The 20,147-nt window shown below is 62.7% G+C and carries 14 protein-coding genes and 2 pseudogenes; 6 read left to right on the top strand and 10 right to left on the bottom strand.

The genetic code is table 11. From position 1 onward, the window contains the following. Positions 1-225 precede the first annotated feature (225 nt). Positions 226-315: pseudogene (locus VIF40_RS03300) on the top strand (hypothetical protein); the annotation flags it as partial. Between the two features lie 136 nt (positions 316-451). After that, a pseudogene (locus tag VIF40_RS21405) lies at positions 452-637 on the top strand (AAA domain-containing protein); the annotation flags it as partial. Between the two features lie 659 nt (positions 638-1,296). Here the strand turns inward: VIF40_RS21405 and VIF40_RS03310 are convergent. Next, a complete protein-coding gene (locus tag VIF40_RS03310; protein WP_331936099.1) occupies positions 1,297-2,202 on the bottom strand; it encodes a LysR family transcriptional regulator in 906 nt (301 codons plus the stop codon). A gap of 98 nt (positions 2,203-2,300) precedes the next feature. Between VIF40_RS03310 and VIF40_RS03315 the strand changes: the two genes are divergently transcribed. Together VIF40_RS03315 and VIF40_RS03320 are read left to right on the top strand one after the other, a co-directional pair. Next, positions 2,301-3,467: an MFS transporter gene (locus tag VIF40_RS03315; RefSeq protein WP_331936100.1), complete on the top strand. Its 1,167-nt coding sequence runs from the start codon at positions 2,301-2,303 to the stop codon at positions 3,465-3,467. Between the two features lie 36 nt (positions 3,468-3,503). Continuing rightward, on the top strand, positions 3,504-4,541 hold the full coding sequence (locus VIF40_RS03320) for an aldo/keto reductase (RefSeq protein WP_331936101.1): 1,038 nt from the start codon (positions 3,504-3,506) through the stop codon (positions 4,539-4,541). Positions 4,542-4,688: 147 nt separating this feature from the next. Here VIF40_RS03320 and VIF40_RS03325 read toward each other — a convergent pair whose 3' ends face one another. Next, on the bottom strand, positions 4,689-6,059 hold the full coding sequence (locus VIF40_RS03325; protein WP_331936102.1) for a HAMP domain-containing sensor histidine kinase: 1,371 nt from the start codon (positions 6,057-6,059) through the stop codon (positions 4,689-4,691). Next, positions 6,056-6,742, bottom strand: coding sequence for a response regulator transcription factor (locus tag VIF40_RS03330; RefSeq protein WP_331936103.1), 687 nt, complete (start codon positions 6,740-6,742; stop codon positions 6,056-6,058). The genes VIF40_RS03325 and VIF40_RS03330 overlap by 4 nt, the downstream gene beginning before the upstream one ends. Positions 6,743-7,585: 843 nt before the next feature. On the opposite strand from VIF40_RS03330, the gene VIF40_RS03335 reads away from it, so the two are divergent. Next, a complete protein-coding gene (locus VIF40_RS03335) occupies positions 7,586-9,841 on the top strand; it encodes a TonB-dependent siderophore receptor (RefSeq protein ID WP_331936104.1) in 2,256 nt (751 codons plus the stop codon). Positions 9,842-9,843: 2 nt separating this feature from the next. Continuing rightward, complete coding sequence (locus tag VIF40_RS03340; protein WP_331936105.1) at positions 9,844-11,079, top strand: PepSY-associated TM helix domain-containing protein; 1,236 nt, start codon at positions 9,844-9,846, stop codon at positions 11,077-11,079. Positions 11,080-11,508: 429 nt separating this feature from the next. Here the strand turns inward: VIF40_RS03340 and VIF40_RS03345 are convergent, their stop codons facing one another. From VIF40_RS03345 to VIF40_RS03375, 7 genes are all read right to left on the bottom strand, one after another. Then, positions 11,509-12,729 (bottom strand): ABC transporter permease, encoded by a 1,221-nt coding sequence (locus tag VIF40_RS03345; RefSeq protein ID WP_331936106.1) that lies wholly within the window; start codon positions 12,727-12,729, stop codon positions 11,509-11,511. Then, positions 12,726-13,418: an ABC transporter ATP-binding protein gene (locus tag VIF40_RS03350; RefSeq protein WP_331936107.1), complete on the bottom strand. Its 693-nt coding sequence runs from the start codon at positions 13,416-13,418 to the stop codon at positions 12,726-12,728. Before VIF40_RS03350 ends, VIF40_RS03345 begins: the two co-directional genes overlap by 4 nt. A 45-nt stretch (positions 13,419-13,463) precedes the next feature. Beyond that, a complete protein-coding gene (locus VIF40_RS03355; RefSeq protein ID WP_331936108.1) occupies positions 13,464-14,720 on the bottom strand; it encodes an efflux RND transporter periplasmic adaptor subunit in 1,257 nt (418 codons plus the stop codon). 21 nt (positions 14,721-14,741) lie between these two features. After that, a complete protein-coding gene (locus tag VIF40_RS03360; RefSeq protein ID WP_331936109.1) occupies positions 14,742-15,050 on the bottom strand; it encodes a hypothetical protein in 309 nt (102 codons plus the stop codon). A gap of 25 nt (positions 15,051-15,075) precedes the next feature. Continuing rightward, on the bottom strand, positions 15,076-16,311 hold the full coding sequence (locus tag VIF40_RS03365; protein ID WP_331936110.1) for a PepSY-associated TM helix domain-containing protein: 1,236 nt from the start codon (positions 16,309-16,311) through the stop codon (positions 15,076-15,078). A gap of 162 nt (positions 16,312-16,473) precedes the next feature. Continuing rightward, on the bottom strand, positions 16,474-19,044 hold the full coding sequence (locus VIF40_RS03370) for a TonB-dependent receptor (RefSeq protein ID WP_331936111.1): 2,571 nt from the start codon (positions 19,042-19,044) through the stop codon (positions 16,474-16,476). Positions 19,045-19,209: 165 nt separating this feature from the next. After that, positions 19,210-20,142, bottom strand: coding sequence for a FecR family protein (locus tag VIF40_RS03375; RefSeq protein ID WP_331936112.1), 933 nt, complete (start codon positions 20,140-20,142; stop codon positions 19,210-19,212). Between the last annotated feature and the right edge of the window lie 5 nt (positions 20,143-20,147).

The raw sequence follows: 20,147 nt of genomic DNA on the forward strand, positions 1-20,147 counted from the left end.
AGCGCAGCGGCCTGCCCGGTCATTGCGAGGGCGGTCGGAGCTCGATCGAGCTCCGAATAGAATTTATTTCATCCTGAATGAGGGACGTGTATTTCGATGGATGCCATTGTTCATCCCGAAGACCAAAATGTCTAAGTATTTCAAAGTAATCTCCCGATCGTTGAAAAGCTCGATCGCGCGCGCATGGAACTGCTTGACCTCTCGGCGCGAAATCGGCTGCTCAACATGCCGCATTCCGCCAAGGCGGGACGATCGCTCGAAATCCTGGATGAGAAGAGCGCCGAAGTCTTTCGCCTTCTGATACGAGAAGGCAAGGTCTTCACCTTCGTCGCCGGAAAGGCGGCGCGCACGAGCGATGGCGAGCCGGAGGCGAAAAGCGACGAAATATCGGACCTCGCCCAGCCCGAAGACGATGTAGCGGATGAGCGCGGCGTGTTCACCCGTGTTCGATTTCGACCTATTGGTGATGGACGAGGCGAGCCAGATCCAACCTGTCGACGCGCTCGGCGCCATCGCGCGCGCGAAGCAAGTCGTCGTGGTCGGCGATCCGAAACAATTGCCCCCGACAGCCTTTTTCTCGAAAATGACCGGCGCTGTCGACGATGACGATGAGGATGACGGCGCTCGACGGACGGATCACTCTCTAACCGTGGCCAAATCGATCGCAGATGCTGGCTGGCAGCGACGCCCGACTTCGCGCTCCCGAAAATTGAACCTCACGTCGGGGCGACGGCGAGCGTGAGCGGCCCGGCCGAGGATTCGGCAAAAAATCTCGAGGCCGCGGGTCGATCAGGACGAGTCTGTCCTCATTTCCTCCGATGAAAACGACACGGCGCGCGACAGTGGACGTCGCGCTTTCGTCGACAACGCGGGGAGGCTTCGATTTGGTCGCGGCGCCGTCGCGTTCCGCCTGCGGCAAGGCGACGATGTGACATCTATCAGGCTCCCGTCGATTTTCCATCCAACTCTCGGACATAGCTGATCACAGCAATTGGATTCGAAAATCTATGCCCGGCCGATCGAGCGCTGCGAATGTCTGCGAATTCCACAGAAAGGCGCCATTCGCCTGGTCGAGGTCGAATGACCGTTCTTGGCGCCAGTTCCCCGTTCAGGATGACGAACGGGGAACTATGACCCATCGCGGCGTGTCTTTCCCGAATAGACGACGTCTGCTGACGCCGAAAGCAGACAATTCAGACGACCGCAGTTCGAAACTCGTCCACCAGGCAACGCGGGACCCGGATGAGTTCGACGTCCACGCTATAAGCCTAGGCCTCTCTTTCTGCCTGTCGCGCGCTATTCGACCGTCCCCCACTCCGCGAGGAAATCGAGCAGCGCCCGGACGCGTGAGGGCAATGGTCCGCCCTGGCCGATATGGATGGCATGGAAGGCTTCGCGGTCGCCAGGGTCGAGGTGACCGAGCACGGGCACGAGACGGCCGGCGGCGATGTCGTCGCGCACCGTGAAGGCGGCGAGACGGGCAAGTCCGCTGCCGCCGAGGGCCAGACGCCGCAAGGCTTCGCCGTCGCTCGCCTGCACACGCCCGACGGTCGGAACCACGACCGTTTCATCGCCCTTCTTCAACGGCCAACCGTCGACGGTGCGGACGTAGCCGAAGCCGAGGCGACTATGGCCGTCGAGATCCTCGATCGTCTTCGGCTCACCGAAGCGTGCGAGATAGGATGGCGCGGCGACGATCACCATCGCGGTGTCGCCGAGCTTGCGTGCGACGAGGCTCGAACTCTTCAACGGACCCGCGCGCACCGCCACATCCGTGCGCTCCGCCAGGAGATCGACGATCTGATCGGTTTGCACGAGATCGAGCGTGACGCCGGGGCAGCGCTCCAGGAACTGCGGCAGGATCGGCGCGAGGATATGGGTGGCGTAGGACGCGCTGGTGTTGAGACGGATGCGGCCGACCGGCTGCTCGCCGGCGCCGGCATTGCGCTCGGCGTCCTCGATATCCGCCAGAATGCGGGTCGCCCTTTCATAGAAGGCGCAGCCCTCCGGCGTGAGCTGGAAGGCGCGCGTGGAACGGTTGACGAGGCGCGTGCCGAGCCGCGTCTCCAATCGGGCGACGAGCTTGCTCACGGCCGAGGGGGTCATGCGGCAGATGCGGGCGGCGGCGGAAAAGCCACCGTGCTCGACCACGCGGGTGAAGACTTCCATCTCGCTGGAGCGATTGATCTCAGGTCGCGCCATTGTCTTTCAATTCACAAATGATGTTCCTATCAGCATGCTATATCATCTAGAGCCGAACATCTATCTGTTGTCCCGACACACCATCGCGGGACAAAATCATGCCCTTGGCGCTTTATGCACTGACGGCCGGAGCCTTCGGCATCGGCGTCACCGAATTCGTCATCATGGGGCTTCTGCTGGAGGTCAGCGCCGATTTCGGCGTGTCGATCGCCGCGGCGGGCCTGCTCATCTCCGGCTATGCGCTCGGCGTCGTCATCGGCGCGCCGGTCCTGACGGTCGTCACGGCGCGCTGGCCGCGCAAGACCGTGCTCATCCTGCTGATGGCGATCTTCGTCGCCGGCAACACCGCCTGTGCGATCGCGCCGAGCTATGGCTTCCTCATGGCGGCGCGCGTGCTGACCGCCTTCGCGCACGGCGCCTTCTTCGGCGTCGGCTCGGTGGTCGCGACCGGTCTCGTGGCTGCGGATCGCAAGGCCTCCGCCATCGCGGTGATGTTCACCGGCCTGACTGTCGCCACGATCCTCGGCGTGCCGCTCGGCACGCTCGTCGGTCAGCATCTGGGCTGGCGCGCGACCTTCTGGGCGGTGGCCGTGGTCGGACTGATCGCGCTCGCCATCATCGCTGCCCTCGTACCCGAGGACGGCCGCCCCGTCGAGGGGAACGACTGGCGGGCGGATCTCGTCGCCATTCTGCGATTGCCCGTCCTTCTCGGCCTTGCGACGACGGTTCTCGGCTATGCGGGCGTCTTTGCCGTCTTCACCTATATCGCGCCGATGCTGACGCGGATCAGCGGCTTCCCGGAAGCCGCTGTGTCGCCGATCCTCCTGGTCTTCGGCGGCGGGCTGGTCGCCGGCAACCTCCTCGGCGGCAAATTGGCGGATCGTTGGCTGGTTCCGACCGTCTTCGCGACGCTCGCCGCGCTCGCCGTCGTGCTGGTCATGATGGCGCCCGGCCTGCGGTCGCCCATCGCCGCCGTCGTCCTCGTCGGTCTGCTCGGCGCGACCGCCTTCGCGACCGTCGCGCCGCTCCAGATGTGGGTGCTGTCGAAGACGGAAGGCGCCGGCCAGAGCCTCGCCTCCTCGTTCAATATCGCCGCCTTCAACCTCGGCAACGCCATCGGCGCCTGGGCCGGCGGCTTCGTCATCGATCACGGCGCCGGTCTCGCCGCCGTGCCGTTGTGGGCGGCGCTATTTCCGCTCGCGGCGATCCTCGTCGCGGGGGTCGCGGTCAGCGAGGAGCGCGCGGCCAAGCGCCTCACCTGCTGAAAGCCGCTTTTCCAAATCCAAGAAAGGACATGCCATATGGAAACTCGTTTTCTCGGCCGCTCGGGGCTCGAGGTCCCGGTCCTCGGCTTCGGCGCCGGCACGTTCGGCGGCAGCGGCCCGCTCTTCAGCAATTGGGGCACGAGCGATGCCATCGAGGCGCGCCGCCTCGTCGACATTTGCCTCGAGGCGGGCGTCAACCTGTTCGACACGGCCGACGTCTATTCCAATGGCGCTTCCGAGGAAGTGCTCGGCGCCGCGATCAAGGGCCGACGCGACGCCGTGCTGATCTCGTCCAAGATCGGCCTGCCGATGGGCGACGGGCCGAATGACGCCGGCACGTCGCGGCTTCGCCTGGTCCGCTCGGTCGAGCGCGCCTTGAAGCGGCTGGGCACGGACTATCTCGATCTCTTGCAGCTCCATGCCTTCGACGCCGCGACGCCGGTGGAGGAGGTGCTGGCGACGCTCGACGCGCTCGTTCGCTCCGGCAAGGTTCGCTATGTCGGCGTGTCGAATTTCGCGGGTTGGCAGATCATGAAGTCGCTGGCCGTCGCCGATGCCCACGGTTGGCCGCGCTATGTCGCCAATCAGGTCTATTATTCGCTCGTCGGCCGCGACTACGAATGGGACCTGATGCCGCTGGGAGCCGACCAGGGCGTCGGAGCCCTCGTCTGGAGCCCGCTCGGTTGGGGACGGCTGACCGGCAAGATCCGGCGTGGCGCGCCGCTGCCGGCTGAAAGCCGATTGCATGAAACGGCACAGTTCGGCCCACCGGTCGACGAGGAACGCCTCTATCGCGTCATCGACGTGCTCGACGAGCTGGCCAACGAGACCGGAAAGGCCGTGCCGCAGATCGCGCTCAATTGGCTGATCCAGCGTCCAACGGTTTCGTCGATCATTATCGGCGCGCGCAACGAAGCGCAGCTCCGGCAGAATTTGGGGGCCGTCGGCTGGACGCTGGCCCCCGACCAGATCGCGCGGCTCGACGCGGCGAGCGCCGTCATGCCGCCGTACCCCCATTTTCCCTATCGGATCCAGGAGGGCTTCGCCCGACGCAATCCGCCAATTACAGGATAGAGAAGGCATTGCCGAACGTAGCCATTCTTCGCCGCGTCATACGGCTTGCAGGGGTTCTCGACGAAGACGTCGAAGCCCTTGGCCGTTCCCGAGGGCGAAGGGGGAACTGTGACCCATCGCCGACTTGTCGCTCCGGGCGGCGGGCTGTCATTCCTGCGATAATGTCAGCGCGATCTTGAACGTCGCGCCGCCGCCGGGAGTGTCTTCGACCCAGATGCGGCCGCCATGAGCGTCCATAATTTCTTTGGCGATCGCGAGGCCCAGCCCCGTGCCGGACGTCGTTTCGCTTTTTCGCCAGAAGGATTCGAAAACCATCTCGCGAATGGCAGGCGCAACGCCTTCTCCATGATCGACGACCGCGATGACTCCCTGATCGTCGATGCGGACCAGAATCGTTCCGTTCTTCGGCTCCGCGCGAAGCGCATTGTCGATGAGATTTGTCACGACGCACTCGATCGCGCGCTGATTTCCACGGATGATCGCCGACGCCGCGCTGCTGTCGAAATCGATGAATCGTTTGCAATCCATGGCGAGCGGCAGAAAGTTGGAGACGATTTGTCGGACCGATTGCTCGAGATCGATGCGTTGATCGAGCGTGGTTTGGCCCTCGGTCAGCCGCGCGGCGACGAGCATCTGCTCGACGATCGATCGAAGCTGGCTCGCCTCGCCCAGCAATTCGCTCTTGAGCGTGGACGCCTTCGCATTCTCCAGCCGCGCACGCATGATCGCGAGCGGCGTGCGCAGCTCATGCGCCGCATTTGCAGTGAAACGCCGCTGTCTCTCCACCCCCGCGTCCAGACGCATCAGCGCCTCGTTCATGCCCTCGACCAAAGGCGCGATTTCAATGGGGACGCCGCTCGTCGGCAAACGCTGACGTAGCGAGTTCATGTCGATGCGCGCGACTTCGCCGGCGACCGCGCGTAAAGGCGTCAGGCCTCGCCGAACGACGAACCAGGCGAGCACGACTGTCGTCAGCATGCCGACGATCAGATAGGTGCTGACCCAGGCGAGATCATTCCAAATGGAAAAGAGCATATCCTCCGGACGAAATTTTTGCCCATAGAGCGCAACCTGCATCAACCCTATCGGCGTCTCGAAAAACATCAAATGACCGGAGCTGCCGGGCCAAGGGTCATCGCCCATGGTGAAATGCAGATGATTGGCCCTCACCTCGGCCAGGCTCGCCAATTTCGAGACGAGCTTCGTGGACGAGCCTGCCAGAGGCTGCATCCGCACCGGATCGAACACTGCGAAGAGCAGACCCGGCACGCGCTGCATTTCGGCCTGCAATTCACGCGTCGGCACGATCTTACCGAGACCATCGTCTCCGCGAACCAATGACGTATTCACGAGAGCGGTCACGCGAACCGACGCCATCTCGTCGAATGACGCATCGAATCCGCCGACATTGGCGAGCCCGAGGACGAATGTCACGATCCAAGCGAGCACGAATGCAGGAAGCTGCGCCGCCGCCAGCAGAAATGTGACGCGCCACGCGAGCGACGGCGCTTTTGTCACGCCTCCTCCTCGCTCACTTCCCGGATAATATAGCCGAGGGAGCGCGCCGAATGGATCTCCACGCCGGCTTTCGACTGGGTCAGACGAACGCGCAGCCGCGACACTTGCGAGGTCAGCGCATGGTCCTGCGTCTCGAGACTGTTCCCATAGAGCTGACCATTCAGCGCTTCTCGCGAAACGACACAATTGGCGCGCCGCAGCAATGTCTCCAAAAGGATCAGCTCGCTGCGCGAGAACACAGCCGGCCGACCGGAGATCGATACTGTGCGCTCGTCCAAATCGAGGGACAGCGCTCCGAGCTCGATCGGCGGCGTCGGCTGGCCTCGGCGGCTTCGAAGATGCGCGCGAATCCTGGCGATCATCTCGTCGAGGTTGAACGGCTTGGTCAGATAATCGTCTGCTCCGGCTTCCAGGCCGTCGATCTTATCGTCTATCGCGTCGAGCGCGGTCAGCATCAGAATGCGGATGGCCGGCTGTTTCTTTCGTAGCGACGCAATCAGAGAGATGCCGTCTCCGTCGGGTAGTCGCCTATCCAGCAAGGCGAGTGAATAGGCGTGATCCTCGAGCGCGATGACGGCATCCTCTTTCGTGCCGACTCGATCGACGCCATAGCCGGCTCGCTCGATCCTGGACATCACTTCACACGCCAAGGCCGCATGATCTTCGACCAAAAGAATACGCATGGGCGCCGCTCCCGGATTTGATCTACTCCGATTTCGAGCGCCAAGCGCCAAAAATCGGCGGCGCTTATCTCACAACGAAGAAGACGCGCGTGGCAAGCGCTCATTACGCTGCGCAATGTAGAGAGCCTCATACACTTTGGCTTTTGAACTGTGGCGCCATTGCCACAGTTTCCAGCTTTTTTATGTATTTTTCAGTCTGCGAGGTTCGCGAGACACTCGCCTCTTAATGCTCGAGCTTACGACCCGAGGCGCCGCCCCGGCGAAAGCCGGATGCGAAACGTGCGAAAGCCTTGGCCGAGTCGGTCTTTTTGGACACGGGCAGTCATGATGATCGAACGAGACGGCCAGCAAGCGGGAAGGCGCCGACGACCGGCGCTTTTAGCGCGCTCTGTCCTCTTCGGCATTCTGGCGCTCTCCTTCGTATTCCTCAGTCTTGCTGCGGTACCTTATTCGGTCACGTCTCTTGCGCGGAGCGACGAGGCTGGTCTCGCTGTCTCCTTTCGCGGCGCGCCTTGCATGGCCGACGGGCATAGGGGGGATGCGCCGCCAGCACGCAATGGGGATCATTCCCAGTGCTGCGTCATCTGCGCGGCGCGCGATTTCGACGGCGCGACGCTCGCTGGCGCGATTCACAGGAACGAGGCGTTCACGCCTCCGCCGCTGCTCGTCGCCCCGAGGGCTTGGCAGCATGAGACACGGGTCCGCCCGCTGACGGGCTGGGCCAGCTCCTGGTCGTCACAGGCGCCGCCATATTTCTCCTGACTGGCTGAATGAGGGCCCTAGGGCCAAATCCCCTCGTTACGGTTATTGCGGGCGTCGATCGCCGCGCAAGGAGAATATCTCATGCTTCGTTCCATCCTGCTGCGCGGCGCTTCCGCCGGCGCGCTCACCGCCTTGTCCTTCTCCCACTCGGCGCTGGCGCAGGAACCGCTGCCTGCGATCGAGATCGGCGCGGCGACGGGGCCGGCTCGCCCGACGACGCAATCGACGCGCGCCGACTCGGAGAAGACGAGCTACCATCCCGAAAGCGCGACAACCGCGCTCAAGACCAATGCGTCCATCATAGAGACGCCGGTTTCGGTGCAAATCGTGCCGCAGCAGGTGCTGCTGGATCAACAGGCGACGACTCTGGCGCGGGCGGTCGACAATGTGAGCGGCGTTCGCTCATATGATTCGACCTATGTCGGCGGTAATGATCAGTTTCAAATTCGAGGGTTCTCGACCTCGTTTGTGTATATCGACGGCCTGCGGTTGCAAGGCGGCCTTCCAGGAACTTCCTCTCTGGTCAATATTGATCGAGTCGAAATTTTGAAAGGTCCGGCTTCGATCCTGTATGGACGCGCGGATCCCGGCGGCATCGTGAACATCGTCACCAAGAAGCCTCAGTCAACGCCGCACTATATCGTTCAGCAGCAGTTCGGTTCGTGGGACTCTTATCGCACGACGGTCGATACGACCGGTCCTCTGACCAGGGACGAGACCTTGCTTTATCGAGTGACGGCAGAGGCCGACAACGCTCATTCGTTCCGCCAAAACGATGTCTCCAGATACTATTTCATCTCGCCCGTCGTTCAATGGAACATTGACGCGGCGACGCGATTGACGATAAATTTGCAATACAATCACCAGGTCATCCCTTTCGACGCCGGGACGATCGCCTACACGAAATACGATCCACTTTCGCGAATTTTTGGCGAGGGGCCGGTTTCTTTCCTGCCGCGCGGACGAACTTTCAACGATCCAAACTCGGGGAGCCGTGTCGATACGCTGAAGTATGGGTATGATTGGTCGCATAATTTTTCCGAAAACTGGACTCTGACTAATCGGCTCGAGGGCGTGCTCAATCATGGAACGACATTTCTGGTCGTTCCTTACGCGTTCGACGCCGTCAATCCGAGTCAATTGAATCGGATCGCGATTGGGAATAATGGCCCGCTCGACATGGTCAGCGCCAATCTCGACCTCACGGGAAAGGTCGACACGTTCGGCATCGGTCATTCGCTGCTGGTCGGGGCGGACTTTTTGTCGAACCGGTCGCTCGGCACTTTTTTCGGCGGTTCTAAAATTCAGCAGCCGAACCTCGATTATAATTTTCCGGTCTACACCTTCACCCCTACGAATGTTGCCTTCTACAACAATTGGAATCCCGGTAAACTCTTCGTGTTCCGCGAAAACTGGTTTGGATTCTACGTACAAGATCATATACGACTCCCGTATGACATCTTCCTTCTCGCAGGAGCGCGCTACGACAGGGGCCTCAATCATACGAACGCGTTCGACGGCAACGGCGAGACACTCGGCAATAATTCGCAACGCGTAACGCCGCGCGTCGGCTTGCTATGGAAGCCGATTGCGGAACTGAGCGTCTATGGCAGTTATATGGAGAACTACGGCGCCGGCGGCGGAACTTCCGGGCCTGTCGGTCAACAGCAGATTTTGCCTTCGGAGAGCGCCCGACAGTGGGAATTCGGCGTTAAAACAAACTTCTTCGACAAACGCTTCACTGCAACGCTCGCACTATACGATCTTACCAAACAGAATGTCGCGACATCAGATCCGGATCCTATGCGTGCGGCGGCTGGATATCGGGTTGCCACCGGAGAAGCGCGAAGCAAGGGAATCGAGTTGGACGTCGCGGGAGAGATATTACCGGGATGGAAAGTCATCGGCGGCTATTCCTATATCGATTCCTTGGTGACGAAGGACAATGGCGTCGTCAGCGACCCCTTCGGAAATATCGTCAGCGTCAGCGGCTTCAAGGGACTTTCGCTGCCGGATGTGTCTCGTCACATGGGCAATCTCTGGACAACGTACGAGTTTCAGAGTGGCGATTGGAAAGGCCTCAAATTCGGCGGCGGCGCGAACGCCCGTAGTAAGGCCTATGCCGATAGCATAAATAGTTTCCATGTACCCGGTTACGCGATCGTCAATGTGCTCGCGGCCTACAGCTGGGACGTCGATGGCAAAAAGCTGACGGCTCAGCTCAATGTCGATAATCTCGCTGATACTCGGTACTATCCGACGGGCTTTCGTGGACCGCTTCAGGTAAACGTCGGAACGCCTCGAACATTCAAGGGCTCCATCCGCGTGGAGTTCTGACGATGTCCCGCGCCTTCTGGGTGCGAGCGCATCGCTGGGCGGGCTTGGCGATGGCGGGATTTCTCGTCATTGTCGGGCTGACCGGCAGCGTGCTCGCGTTTCGCGAGGAACTGGACGTCTGGCTCAACCCGGAGCTGGCGACCGTCACGCCGCGTGACGCGCCTATGCTCGATCCGCTCGTCTTGCGCGAACGCGCCGCAGCGCTCTATCCAGACGCCCGGATCGACGCCGTTCCCCTTAGCATCGAGGCGGGCCGCTCATTCGAAATCAGGATCCACCGACGAGCGCCCGAAGGAGGCGCTCTCACGACCTTCGTTTCGCTCGATCCTTATACAGGAGAGAGACTCGGCGCCCGCGATTGGGGCGAGGTTTCGCTGGCGCGACAGGACGTCATCTTTTTTCTCTATCGTTTGCATTACACGCTGGCGCTACCGGCGAGCGCGGGCGGCCTCGGCGCCTATCTGCTCGGCGTCACAGCGCTCGTCTGGACGATAGACTGTTTCGTGTCCGCCTGTCTCACCTTGCCGCAGCGGCGGCGTGAAAAGCGCGTCGCCTCGGCCAAATCCTGGTGGAGCCGCTGGAGGCCGGCCTGGCTAATCAAATTCAACGCCGGCAAATATCGCATAAATTTCGACATTCATCGCGCTTTCGGACTTTGGACCTGGGTGATGCTGTTCGTGTTCGCTTGGTCGAGCGTCGGCTTCAACCTCGATGAAGTCTACGCGCCGACGATGCGCGCGCTGTTTGGCCTTTCACGGGCGAACGGGAACCTGGCCATGCGCGCGAATCCGCTCGACCAACCACGGCTCCACTGGCTCGAGGCGCGCGACTTGGGTCGCGCGCTCCTCGACGAGCAGGCGCGCCAGAATGGCTTCGCGATCGAGCGCTTGGAGTCTATCGCCTTCGACCGCGAGCACGGCGTTTACATAATCTCCGCGCATCGTTCGCTGGACATGGGGAAGCGCGCTGGAGCCTCGGTCACCTTCGACGCCGACACGGGTGTTCTGCGCGGGGCGGCGTGCGCTGGAAGCACTTCGGAACAAGCCGGTGATGTGATCGACCGTTGGCTCGCCTCGATGCATACGGCCGCGGTATTCGGTCTGCCGATGAAGATTTTCGTCTGCGCCATGGGTTTGGCAATCGCGACGCTCTCCGTCACCGGCGTCTACATATGGTGGCGGAAGCGCGAGGCGCGACGGCGTCCTACGCGCTCAGTTTCCAATTCTTGTAGAGTGTAACGCTCGGTCATGACGCCGAAGATTCCAAACGCTGCGGGGGCGTCGAATATACGGCTGTATCGGAAACACAGCTTCATGCCGATCAGTGCGCGGTCGGATCAAGCTGGCGACTCGATGAGAGTTACGTGAAAGTCAAACGTATTGGTCCGGCGGCGCTTCGGCGGATGAATACCTTATATCTGCTCGACACCAACATCGTCGGCCACGTCATCCGGGGCGATCGGCTGGCTTCGCTCCTGACGGAGGAGATCGCCATATCCGCCGTGACGGAAGGCGAACTGCTCTACGGCCTCGCCAAGCGAGACTACCCTCCTCATCTACAGCAAATGCGTACTGGGAAAGCGTGCCGGTCCGGGCGAAGGTTTTTAATGTGCGTTCCAGCATGCCCGATCGACCAAAGCCTGCTGCGGGCAATCTCCGCTGCTCGTCTCATTCACGTCGCAAGGCGTCGATGGGATCCATCGTCGCGGCGCGGCGCGCCGGCAGATAGCCGAAGACGATTCCCACTCCCACCGACGCCACCAGAGCCAGCGCCACACTTTGCGCCGAGATGACCAAAGGCCAGTCGGAGGCTCTCGAGACGACGTAGCCCCCGGCGACGCCCAACGCGAGTCCGATGCATCCTGCGGCTGCGCAGAGCATGATCGCCTCCGCTAGAAACTGCGCGAGAATATCGCGCTCGCGCGCGCCGATCGCGCGGCGCAAGCCGATCTCGCGCGTCCGCTCGCTGACCGACACGAGCATGATATTCATGATCCCCACGCCGCCGACGACGAGCGAGATCGCCGCCGTGGCCGCGAGCAGCCAGCTCAGAGTCGAATGCGTCGCATTCATCAGCTCGACATATTGGCTCGCGTCGAAGACACGAAATCTATCCTGCTCTCCGTCCTTTATATGCTTGCGCTCGCGCAGCGCGGCGAGAATTTCGTCTTTGACCGCGGTGCGATCCCTGCCGGAGAGGACCTTGAGATTCACATAGTCGATTTCGCGGGGACTCGCGCGCTGTGGTTTGGGCAGGCGTGAACGTGACATGGTGATGGGAACGTAGACGACATTGTCGTGGTCCTGGCCACCAACAAATCCGAACTTCTTGCGCACCCCGATGACCCGAACCGGCACGCCGCCCATTCGGAGGGTTCGATCGATCGGCGATTCGTCGCCGAAGAGCTTTTCCGCGACCGTCACGCCGAGCACGACAACCTTTGCGCTGGATCGAACCTCGTCTTCGTCAAAGAAGCGGCCTTCCGAGAATTCGAGATCGAAGACATCGGCGAAGGAAGACTCGACGCCATAGGACCCCGTCGTCCAGCTCTTGCTCCCGGCGACGAGGGTGACATGTGTCCAGATTTCTTTCGAGATGTATTTGATACCAGACACGTGATCGCCGATGGCCGCAGCGTCTTCGTCCGTCAAGAACGTCACGGGGCCACGCTCGCCTACGTCCTCCGCCTTGATCGCGTTTGTGACCAGGCTATTCGCCCCCATCGCCTCGAGCTGCTCGTGGATTTTCTTGTTTGCTCCGCCGTTCGCGGCGCCGAGCACGACGATGCTCGCGACTCCGGCGATCACGCCGATCGCCGTGAGGGCGCTGCGCAGCGCGTTGAGGCGCAGCGTGGCGATCGCTTCTTCGAAAAGCGCCGATGAGATCATTGCGCTACCCCGCTATCCACCGCGCAGCGCGGCCTCTGACGCAGATCCTCGACGAGCGCGCCGTCACGAAAGCGCAGCACCCGCTCTGCGTAAGCAGCGATGTCCGGCTCATGAGTGATCAGCACCACCGTGAGCCCGCGTGCGTGCAGTCCCCCGAGCAGATCCATGACCTCGTAGGACGTACGCGTGTCGAGCGCGCCTGTCGGTTCATCGGCGATCACGATAGGCGGGTCGTTGATCAGCGCACGCGCGATCGCGACACGCTGCTGCTGGCCGCCGGACAACTGCGTAGGCTTGTGGTCGAGGCGATGGCCGAGCCCCACTTGCTCGAGCCGCTCGCGCGCGATCTCGGCGCCGCCCGCGCGGCCGCGGGAAGAATAGAGGAGAGGAAGCATGACGTTCTCGAGCGCGGTCATCCGCGGCAACAGATTGAACTGTTGGAACACGAAGCCGATTTCCTCGCTGCGCAAACGCGCGAGCGCGTCGCTCGACATTCCGGAGATCTCCCGGCCATCGATCTCGAGCCGTCCCGATGTCGGCGTATCGAGGGCGCCGAGCAGATTGGCGAGCGTCGATTTCCCAGATCCCGACGCGCCCATCACGGCGACCAGCTCCCCTCGAGCAATATCGAAGGTGACGTCCCGCAGGGCGCGAACCTTTTCGGCGCCGAGGTCGTAGGTCTTGGTCAAGCCCCTGCAGGAGATGACGGGACGCGAGGCTGATTCGCTCGGCATTCAATGCTTCCCAGCGTCCGGCCGGCGCCTCGCGCGGACCACGACCATCTCTCCTGCGTGCACATCGCCTTCGGCGATCTCGGTCACGGCGTCCCCCTTCAGTCCCGCCCGGATCGTTCGCGGTTGGAGCGCGCCGTCCGGCCCAAGCGTCCAGATTCGCGATTGATCCTGCGCGCCCTTGCTCGCCTCGACTCCGGGCGGACGGAACCGCAGGGCGTCGTTCGGCGCGTGGAGCACGTTCTCGCGCTTCGCGCCGACGATACGGATGGTGGCGGTCATTTCCGGATAGAGCTCGAGCTGCGGATTTTCCGCTCTGACGATGACCGTGTAGGTGATGACCCCAGAGGTCTTCGTCGAAGCGAGGCGGACCTGATCGACCGTTCCAGTAAACGTCTTCTCCGGAAACGCCTCCACCGTGAAGCTCGCCGACGCCCCTGCGCGCACGATGCCGATGTCCGCCTCGTCGACCTGCGCCCAGATCTGAATCTGCGACAAGTCCTGCGCAATCTGGAACAGGATCGGCGTCTGATAGGTCGCGGCGACCGTCTGACCGGGCTGCATCTTGCGGTCGACGACGACGCCGTCGATCGGCGAGCGGATCATCGTGCGGTCGAGGTCGATCCGCGCCTGCCTGACCACGGCCTCCCGTCGCGCCACCAGGCCCTCGGCTGATTCGAGCTGCGCCTCGGCGAGGGCGAGATCGTCTTTTGTCGTGGCGATGTCGGTCTCGGCATGCTCGAGCTGCATCCGCGACGCCGAGCCCGACGGCGTGAGACGCTTGTAGCGGCCTGCGTCGCGCTCGAATTGCGCGAGCTGATGCCGCGTCTTCGCGATCGCCGCTCGCCGCAGGCCGATCTCGGCGCGCGCGATGGCGAGATCGGCGACGGCGGATGCATGAGCGGCCTCGAAAGGGCCGCGGTCGATCACCGCGAGCAGGTCGCCCTCCTTCACGCGATCGTTGAAGTCTGCTTTCATTTCCGCGATGGGTCCGGAGAGCTGCGACCCGACGTCGACGGTGACGAGCGCCTTCACAGGTCCGGTTGCGGAGATCGTTCGCTCGACCGTTCCGAGAGTCAAGGATCGCGTCTCATAGATCGTCGCATCGGATGCATCTCGAGGCGCGATCCAGAGCCACAGGCCGAGCCCGAGCGCGACGCAGAGGCCGAAGGCGAGCAGCAGCTTCCGTAGCCCCGGCGTGCTGCGAGAACGCGCCGGCCGCGACTTTAGCCCGGCGTTCGGTGTCGGCTTTGTCTCCATATCGAGCGAATTCCTATTTTCTCACCGCGTTTGGCGTCGGCGCCGATCCGCCTCTCGCGCCAGCGGATGCGAGCGGTCGAGCGCGAGCTCGGCGAGGGGCGCGAGGAAGGATCGATCGCCTCGACGACCTTCTACGACGAATCGACAGATGAGATCGCCGCCGTCGAACGGTCGGAGAACGCCGACGCTCGTCAACCGGGGCGAGCCGCGCGCGACAGCTCTGCGCGCGCGCAGAAAGGCGAGCAGCGACGGGCGGCCGTGGGCGACGAGCGGTAGAGCGCGCTGCAGCTGCAGAAGCAGGCTTTCTTCGAGGCTTTCCGCTCGATTCATATCCGGTTCTCCGGGCTCTACGAATTCATCGCGAGAGAACTCGGGTCTCGGCGTGACGGCCGCGACGTTCGCTTGCATCGCGCGCCGAACGCTTCTTCCACCAGATGCACACGCCGGTGAGGGAGAGCGCCGTTATAACGAAGCCCATCGCGCAAGCCAGAATTTTGTAGGGCAGGCCGAACACCACGGCGGTATGCAGCATGTCGAGCCAGCGGCTCACGACGTCTCCGGCGCGCTCGCCGGGCCGCCCCGGCCAGGACACGCGGCGCAGAGCGCCCGTCTCCGCGTCGAGATCGACGAATGTCCGCGTTCGTCGCTCCGTGTCCAGCGAGCTGCGCGCGAACATTTGATAGACGCCGCGCTTTCGATCGAAGACCAGCCATTGTAGCGCGTCGATCGAGAATCCGTTCGCACGCGCCGCTGCTTCGAGATGCGCGCGGCCCTTCTCGCGCGCGTCGCGCCAGCCGAGAGCGGGAGCATCGATGCGCGCTGCTTCCGCCTCCTCCTGCTGTGGCGACAGGCCGAGCAGCCCGGCGGTCACGGGCCTGTAGACCTCTTGCAGATTGAACATCACGCCGGACCAGGCGTAGACCAAGAGCATCGCCCATGCCCACAGGCCGAAAGCGCGATGGATATCGAAATTGATCCGATAGGCGTCGGCGCCGCGCTTGATGCGCCAGGCCGGCGACCATCGCGCCCACCAGGATTTCGCGGAAGGCGCGCGGCGCGGAAGCGGAAGGGTGAGATAGACGCCGATGAAACAATCGATCGTCCAGACGAGCGCGACGACGCCGAGGACATAGGGACCGAGCGCGCCCGTCGCTTCCGGAAGCGCGAGCGACCAATGCAGCCGATAGAGGAAGGAAACGATCCCTCGTCGCGAGAACGGCGCAATGTCGGGCGTGCGCTCGCCGACGACGGCGCCGGTGTACGGATCGAGGAAAAACTGCGTCGGCTCGGCGTCCTGCGTCGACGCTTGCCGTGAATGGCCGGGGATCGCGAATGTGCGGTCGGGGTCGATGCGCAGCTCGGCGCTGTCGAATCGCAAATCGGGGCGGGCGGCTTCGGCCCGCTCTCGCAGATCGAGCGGATCGAGCGTCGGCGCGTCGCGCGGCTCGATCGCCATGAGATCGGCGTTGAGCCAGACGTCGATGTCCTCGCGAAAAGCCAGCGCGGCGCCGGAGAGGCCGACGACGACGAGGAAGATCGTCATCGTCAATCCAGCCCAGCGATGCAGCCGTACACAAATATGCCGGATCACTCGATGCTCTCCTGCGCTGCGCGTGAGGCCGCCGCCATCATCATGAAAGACGCGCCGCATCGTTGCGAGCGAAGCGAAGCAAGCCTTCCGTCGCGTGGCGGCGTCTGGATTGCTTCGTCGCGGCGCTCCTCGCGATGACGGCGAACGGCGGCGGAACGCGGCTCAGAACTCCACCCGCAGCGAGCCGCGGAAGGTGCGCGGGGCGCCGTAGCGGCGGAAGCCGGCCGACAAGCCCGGATCGAAGGCCGATGAAAAAAAGCCCAGCATCGCCTCCGTGTAATAAGTGGTGTCGAGCAGGTTGGAGACGTTGAGCTGCGCCGTCACTTTCTTGTCCAGGAGCTCGAAGCTGTAGGCCGTCATCAAATCGACGGTGGCGTAGGCGGGGAGCGGCCGGATGAAAGGCGAGAGCTTCTGCGACGAGAGGTCCTCCACCGGGCGCGAGTCGTAGTAGTAGACGCCGCCGCCGATCTTCAGACCTCTCAACGCATCCTGCTGAAAGTCGTAGGTCGTCCAGAGGCTCGCCACATTTCTCGGCATGTGCGGGACGCGCTGGCCGACATCGCCATTATTGCTCTTCGTGACGCGAATATCTTGATTTGTATAAGTAGCGATCACATTCCACCCCGGCAGGATTTCGCCCTGAATGTCGAGCTCGACGCCTTTGGAGCGCGCCTCGCCGGTCACAATGCTGAACCCCTGATGGACCAGATCGGAAGTCGCAATATTCGTCTTGGTCAGATCGAAATAGGTCCCGGTGGCGCGGAGCCGTCCGTCGAAAAGCTCGAGCTTAGATCCGGCTTCCCATGCGCTCGCGCTCGTCGGCGGAGCGAGAGCGCCGGGATAGACCTTGGCGCTGTTGGCGCCGAAGTTTTCAGAATAATTGCCGTAGAAGCTCACCCAGCTTTCCGGCCTCCAGAGCAATCCGAAACGCGGCGTCACGGCCTCGGCCGTCACCGGAGCGGCCGTCGACTGCAAGTTCGAAAGAGACGTGTAGTCGAAAGCGTTCGCTTCATTGATGGACTGCCACCTCGCGCCAGCCGTGACGTGGAAGTTATGCGGCAAATCGATTTGATCCTGAAGATATACTCCAGCCGTGTCTTGAGTGGCCCTCCCGGCGGCACAGGGGACAGTCGGATATGCGAGCGGCGCGCCGGGATGACTCGGATTGTAAAAATCCACTACCGAAAGAGGACCGTCTGGACAGTTATTTTCAAAAATACTATGCCGTTTCAGATACACGTCTCCACCCATGAGAAGCGTGTGCTTCGTGTTGAATATGTCGAAATGACCGACAATATCATTGTTCACGGAATAATATGAGTACGACCACTTATACCCGATTACGCCATAGCGCGGCACGGATATGGTCGACCCGGCCAGCGATGGACGAAGCACGAACACTTGTTGGGCGTTCGTGTGCTCCCGGCGAAACGCGATCTGCTGCTTGAAGGACCAGTCCGGATCGAACTGGTGCGACCAGGTTACTGCAAAATAGGCGGTCTTCATGGCCTGAGGGGTCTTCTCCGAATAATTGCGGCTGCGCGGCTGCGACAGGAACTCCCCATTCAGAGTCGGGGCATAGGACACATAGAAGTCGGGTCGATTCTCATTGTATTCTGCTTCGAATTTCACCCAGGTTGTCGGACTGATGTTCCACTTCAGCACGGGCGCGAAAAAGAGGCTCTCGGAGCTGACGAGATCGATGGGCGAGCCGAGCGGCGCGCCATTGCTCTCGTAGGACATGTTGAACCGATACAAGAGGGAGTCGTCCGTGGTCAGGGGACCAGTGGCGTCGAGGCTGGTGCGATAGAGATCGAAGGATCCGATCTGCTGATTGATCGAATAATAGGGCGCGTTCAGCGGCTCCTTGGTGGTGACGTTGACGATGCCGCCGGGCTCGACGAGACCATAGAGGGTCGCCGCGGGCCCTTTCAGGATCTCGATGTTCGCGATATTGGCGAATTGCTGATTGATGAACAGAGTATTGCCGCCGCCGTCGCTGGCGCCCAGACGAACCCCGTCTCGATACAATGTCGTGGCGTTGAATCCGCGCAGGACGATATTGCCGAAGGAGGTGCCGAAGCCGAAGGCGCCATTGTTCGGCATGACGCCGCTGACGTTGCGTACAGCCTGATCCAGGCTGATGACCTGCTGGTCCTTCAACACCTGCTGCGTGATCGTCTGCACATTGAGCGGCGTGTTCATGACCGGCGTGTCGGTCTTGGTTCCGGTCGAGGCGTTCGGCAGCTGATAGCTCGTGTTGTAGGGGTCCTGCCCCGCGCCCGCGCCGCCATATCCGCCGCGACCCGGCTTCCGCTGCTGCTCCGCCCCCACATCGATCGTCGGCAGCGCCTCCGCGCCGGCGTCGTTGCGCACGCCCGTGTCGTTCTGCGCCAGCATGATCGCGATGGACTTCTTGCCCGGCGCCAGGCTGTACGAGAGGCCCGTGCCCGACAAGAGCTTGCCGAGCCCTTCATCGACCGTGGCCGGCCCTTCGAGCCCCGCCGTCCTCCGGTCTCTCGTCAGCGCGGAATCATAGATCAGAATCGTGCCGCTCTTCTCGGCGAAGCGGCGCAGCGCCTTGGCGACCGGCCCGGGCGAAATCTCATAGGTCCTCGTCTCGAGAGCCGCCCAGGCGGGCGAAGAATCCAGCGCCAGCGCGCCGATTCCCGGCCCCAGCACCAATAATCCAAAGGCCGCAGCAGCTCCGAGCGGCTCATGCCTGGTCGTCATTTTCGGTCGCCTCCCCATCGCATCATTTCGGGGCGTGTGAATGCCGCCCCTAATGAGTCTGACAGCCGGCGTCGCCCATTGTTGATGTCTGGGCGGAGAGTTTTTTTGCCGCCAGTCGCGCGTCGGCCTCGGCGCGGCCTGCGCCGCGCAGCGGCGGAGGAGGCTCTAACCCCACAAAATTATGAGGTAGTTTCCAACATAGGCGGCTCGTAAGCCCAGCGACGCTTCGATCGCGCGAATGGACTCCAGCGGCTCGGACGCCTGGAACAGGCCGCTGACCTTGCGGGCGCGGATCGACGGGGTCAGGACCAGCACGCGTCCATGGAAATGGCGCTCGATGGCGGCGAGGACGTCGCCGAGCGGCTTGTCGTGGAAGATGAGATAGCCGCGCCGCCACGCCGCTTCGTCCTCGACATCGACCGGCCGCGCGACCAGAGCGGACAGAGCCGGGCCGTAGGACAATTGCTGTCCTTCCGCGACGATCGCCGTCCCACCCGCAGCGGCGACGACGACTTCGTGCTCGGTCACCGAGACCTGAGCGCCGCCGTGGGTTATAGCAATGTCGAAGCTGGTGCCCAGCGCCGTCGTCGTCCCGCCCGCGGCTTCGACGACGAAAGGCCGGGCGGGATCGCTCGCGACATGAAACCAGGCTTCGCCCTTGAGCAGCGTCAGCTGTCGGCGGCCCCCGGAATAGCGCCTTGCGACTGCCGTATCGGCGTTGAGCTCGACGCGCGAGCCGTCCTCCAGCGTCACCGTCCTCATCTCGCCGACGCGGGTGGAAAAGTCCGCACCCCAGAGGATCGCGAGATCATCGGCGAAAAAGCCCAGGAGCAGCGTCGCCGCCAGCGCGGCCGCCGCCAGCCGTCGGCGCGTTCGTGGCGACGGCGCCGCGACAGCCGGGATCGAGACGCCCTTCAAGTCGCGCCAGAGAGCGAAGGCCCTTTCGAAGGCGGCGCGGTTGGCTTCGTCCGCCGCCAGCCATGCGTCGAACGCGTCCCGATCCGCGCGCGTCATCGCGCCGGTCCTGATCCGCGACAACCACTCGATCGCCGCCTCGCGTCGCTCCCGGTCGCCGGACGGCAAGGGGTCGCTATCCATTCCTG

The sequence above is a fragment of the Methylosinus sp. genome (genome assembly GCF_036560965.1).
Lineage (GTDB): Bacteria > Pseudomonadota > Alphaproteobacteria > Rhizobiales > Beijerinckiaceae > Methylosinus.